Origin of the sequence: Psychromonas sp. psych-6C06 (assembly GCF_002835465.1) — a bacterium.
Classification (GTDB): domain Bacteria; phylum Pseudomonadota; class Gammaproteobacteria; order Enterobacterales; family Psychromonadaceae; genus Psychromonas.
In genome coordinates, this window is the sequence record NZ_PIZM01000030.1 from 1 (window position 1) to 3,524 (window position 3,524).

At 37.0% G+C, this 3,524-nt stretch carries 5 protein-coding genes; 1 reads left to right on the plus strand and 4 read right to left on the minus strand.

What is annotated here, in order from left to right; genetic code table 11:
* Positions 1-420: 420 nt before the first annotated feature.
* Both CW745_RS16750 and CW745_RS16505 read right to left on the minus strand, forming a co-directional pair.
* On the minus strand, positions 421-603 hold the full coding sequence (locus tag CW745_RS16750; protein WP_193755642.1) for a hypothetical protein: 183 nt from the start codon (positions 601-603) through the stop codon (positions 421-423).
* Between the two features lie 61 nt (positions 604-664).
* Complete coding sequence (locus tag CW745_RS16505) at positions 665-1,564, minus strand: sterol desaturase family protein (RefSeq protein ID WP_099193125.1); 900 nt, start codon at positions 1,562-1,564, stop codon at positions 665-667.
* A 196-nt stretch (positions 1,565-1,760) separates the two neighbouring features.
* Between CW745_RS16505 and CW745_RS16510 the strand changes: the two genes are divergently transcribed.
* Positions 1,761-2,237, plus strand: coding sequence for a DNA starvation/stationary phase protection protein (locus tag CW745_RS16510; protein ID WP_101109789.1), 477 nt, complete (start codon positions 1,761-1,763; stop codon positions 2,235-2,237).
* A gap of 89 nt (positions 2,238-2,326) precedes the next feature.
* Here the strand turns inward: CW745_RS16510 and CW745_RS16515 are convergent, their stop codons facing one another.
* Entirely contained in the window at positions 2,327-2,938 is a 612-nt protein-coding gene (locus CW745_RS16515; RefSeq protein ID WP_099193126.1) for a hypothetical protein, read from the minus strand.
* A 51-nt stretch (positions 2,939-2,989) separates the two neighbouring features.
* Complete coding sequence (locus CW745_RS16520) at positions 2,990-3,382, minus strand: VOC family protein (RefSeq protein WP_099193127.1); 393 nt, start codon at positions 3,380-3,382, stop codon at positions 2,990-2,992.
* Positions 3,383-3,524: the final 142 nt, after the last annotated feature.

Below are 3,524 nucleotides of genomic sequence, written 5' to 3' on the forward strand. Positions count from 1 at the left end.
AGGGACGTGAATAAACAGCAGTGTGTTGTTGAACGAAACACCGACAACCGAGGTCTACACTCAGTCCCCACACGACGCTCTTCCGATCTATAGCGCGAATATGAAAATACCGCTAACGATTCCCGTAACAATCGCTATTTGGGATAAGCGATTATAGTTCTCAGACTTTTTTAAACCCAACCCGATTCCCATCAAACAAATAGGAAAAAATACATACGTTAAAGAAGCCACTGCATTATGTATGAGTTGAGCTAGGCTGGAGTCCATTACATCTGTTGGGCAGCCTGCGTCACATGGAAATAATCCTACCAACGTAGTTCCCAATCCGTAGAAAAGTGCCAAACCAAAAAATCCCGCTACCACTAACTTTGAGCTTGGAAATTTTTTGGGAGCACTAAAACAATATATAGTAAGGAGAATTCAGCTAGGTACATAAACCAAATACTGTAAATAGGTGCCATACCTAGTATCCACAGCAAAAGATTCACTGATGTACTGACTTACTAAGCTGTAATCTTCAATTAATAATGGACCAACAATAGCGGCAATCGCAAATAAACTAACTCCTAAAATACCTATATACGCTACTAGCTTATTGCTCATTTTGAAAATTGAATTGGTTGGTTGTTTATATGACGATAATCATTAAGTATTGTTACAGCAATTACAATTCCGCATTCTTACTTTCTTCCCATTCCTTCCGTAAATCTGTAGAAAGAATACTGGTGCCGTCATGTTTCCATCCGGGTGGTTTTGTCAAGTATTTGAACCTATTTACCAATGAGGTTTTTGAAGTAAAGAAATCGGTCAACATTTTGTACCACTCTCCAAAAGCAATTTTTATGGGATTATACGTGTTTATGTTCGTTACCAAACCGTATACAGGTTTTTCTACCTCGGGTTCAAAGGTGCCGAACAATATATCCCAAATAATAAAAATACCGGCATGGTTTCTATCTAAATATTGTGGATTGGTGGCATGGTGTACCCTGTGGTGACTGGGCGTATTAAAAACAGCTTCAAACCATTTGGGCAGTTTGGTAATATACTCTGTATGAATCCAATATTGATAGATAAGACTAACGGACATCTGTACCAAAACCATCACCGGATGAAAACCGATGAGTATGAGCGGAGTCCAAAAAATGAAGGTGTAAAATCCGCCAGACCAAGATTGTCTCAAAGCCGTGCTTAGATTGTAATTTTTAGAGGAATGATGCACCACATGGCTAGCCCAGAAAAACCGACTTACATGACTGGTTCTATGAAACCAATAATAGCAAAGATCTTCTGCAAATAGGAGTACTAACCAAGACCACCACGCAAACGGAATTTCAAAAATATGATAGAAATTATACAGCAAATAAAAGAACCCTAATGCAATGCCCTTGGTTACCAAGCCAATGGCCACATTGCCCAACCCCATTACAATTGAAGTACCCGCATCTTTAAACTCATAATCATGGAGCTTGATCTTTACCGACAGTATGACTTCTAAAATTACCGTGACCGTAAAAAACGGAATGGCATAGTGTATTAAATTAGGTATTTCAGGTATTTGCATGGCGGTTCGTTATCTATATTAACCTTTCTAATTTACGAATCTATTTGGTCAACTACAATTGCTTAAAAAGACAACTTTTATCACTCATAAAAAATGATAGCAGTATAAGAAAATCATATGGGTTATGTAACATTTGTCACCCATAAACAGGGGCTATATTAGTAATTTTACATCAAGAAATTAAAACAACATACTTATGGAAACTTTAAATAAAAACGTGGGAATAGACCAAGATTACAAAATAGAGATCAGTGATAAATTAAATCTTCTTTTAGCTAATTATCAAGTTCATTATATGAATTTGAGAGGGATGCATTGGAATGTAAAAGGAAGCAATTTCTTTCTTCTACATGAAAAATTTGAAGAGTTATACACCGAAGCGACTGAAACCGTTGATGAGATCGCTGAACGTATTTTGACCCTAGATCAACAACCTTTACATACGTTTGAAGACTATTTGGACAACAAGACTATTAGAATCATCAAAGAAGTATCTGACGGTGCTACAGGTATATCTTTATTGATAGATAACTTGAACGAGTTATTAATTCAAGAGCGAGAAATTTTGGAATTTTCATCTGACAACAATGATGAAGGTACCGCTACGTTGGTTAGCGATTTAATATCCGGACAGGAAAAACTAATCTGGATGCTTAAGTATACCTTACAATAGCACATAGTTTTACCTAAATAAAATGGCAAAAGTCTACTTAGATTTTTGCCATTTTTTTATATCACTTTTCCACTTAAAAGATAGTAAGATTACTTTGTATTTGTTGGGGAACGTTTTTCAATTTCCAAAGCGCGACCATAAAAGTCACGAAATTGGACTTTATTGTATTTTGCACGCATGGCGCTTAAAACATCAGATAGGCTAAGACTACACCAATCCCAAAGCATGGTATCAAAATTATAGGCATACATTTGTTTTTCCACTTCGGCTCTTATGGCATCGATTTCATTAGCGGTGAAACCGTTTTCCAGAAGTCTCTCCAACACCCGTTGCTTGTTCTCTTTGGTAAATTCCGTATCCAAGTATGGTTCTAGAAGCCAATCCCAATTCCAACTATAGGGAATCAATTTTAAATTATGAACTTTGGCGAAATGCGCTAGCTCCTTCTTCTTTTCAGCGGATACAAAAACAATATCATCTTTTACATATACTTTACACACACCAAACTCTAAGGAAATAGCCTCAATTTCATGGGCTTCTATGCTTGCTGAAGGATAGACGACCGAGGGTTCAAAAGGGTAATCCGAAATTTCAATACTGCTTTCTCCTATGCTAGATGTTCCAATACCACAGAGTAGCCTTTTAGCGGTTATGGCATTTCTGGAAATGGTAAAACCGGTGAGCCCGTTTAACTTGAACATATTTTTTAAAAACTTCAGAACTATCTTCTTTGGTTTAAAATGGACCTTTAATTAAGAAGCAGGTTCCAATAAATCCCATAGGTTGCCATATAGGTCTTTGAATACGGCTACCATACCATACGGCATCTTTTCTGGCTCTCTAACAAACTTTACACCTCTTTCTACCATGGCATAGTAATCTCGCCAAAAATCATCTGTATATAAAAATAGAAATACCCGTCCGCCTGTTTGGTTTCCTACCCTTGACTCCTGCGCTTCATTGTCCGCCTTTGCTAAAACCAAAGTGCATTGTCCATCCCCTGGTGGCGTAACTGTGACCCAACATTTATCCCCTTCTAACGGGGTATCTTCCACCAGTAGGAAGTCTAATTTTTTAGTATAAAATTCAATGGCTTTATCGTAATCATCAACGACCAATGCTATGCGTGCTATGGATTGCTTCAATATATTGTTTATTTTATCTGTTAGCTTCCTAAAATACGGGTTTCAAAACCATCTATACTTTTGGTATTCTTATTTTTCCAATATTCTTTGATCTTTTCCTCACCTTGCTTTTTAGTTCTGAAATGCGTTGTGTAGGGAAAGA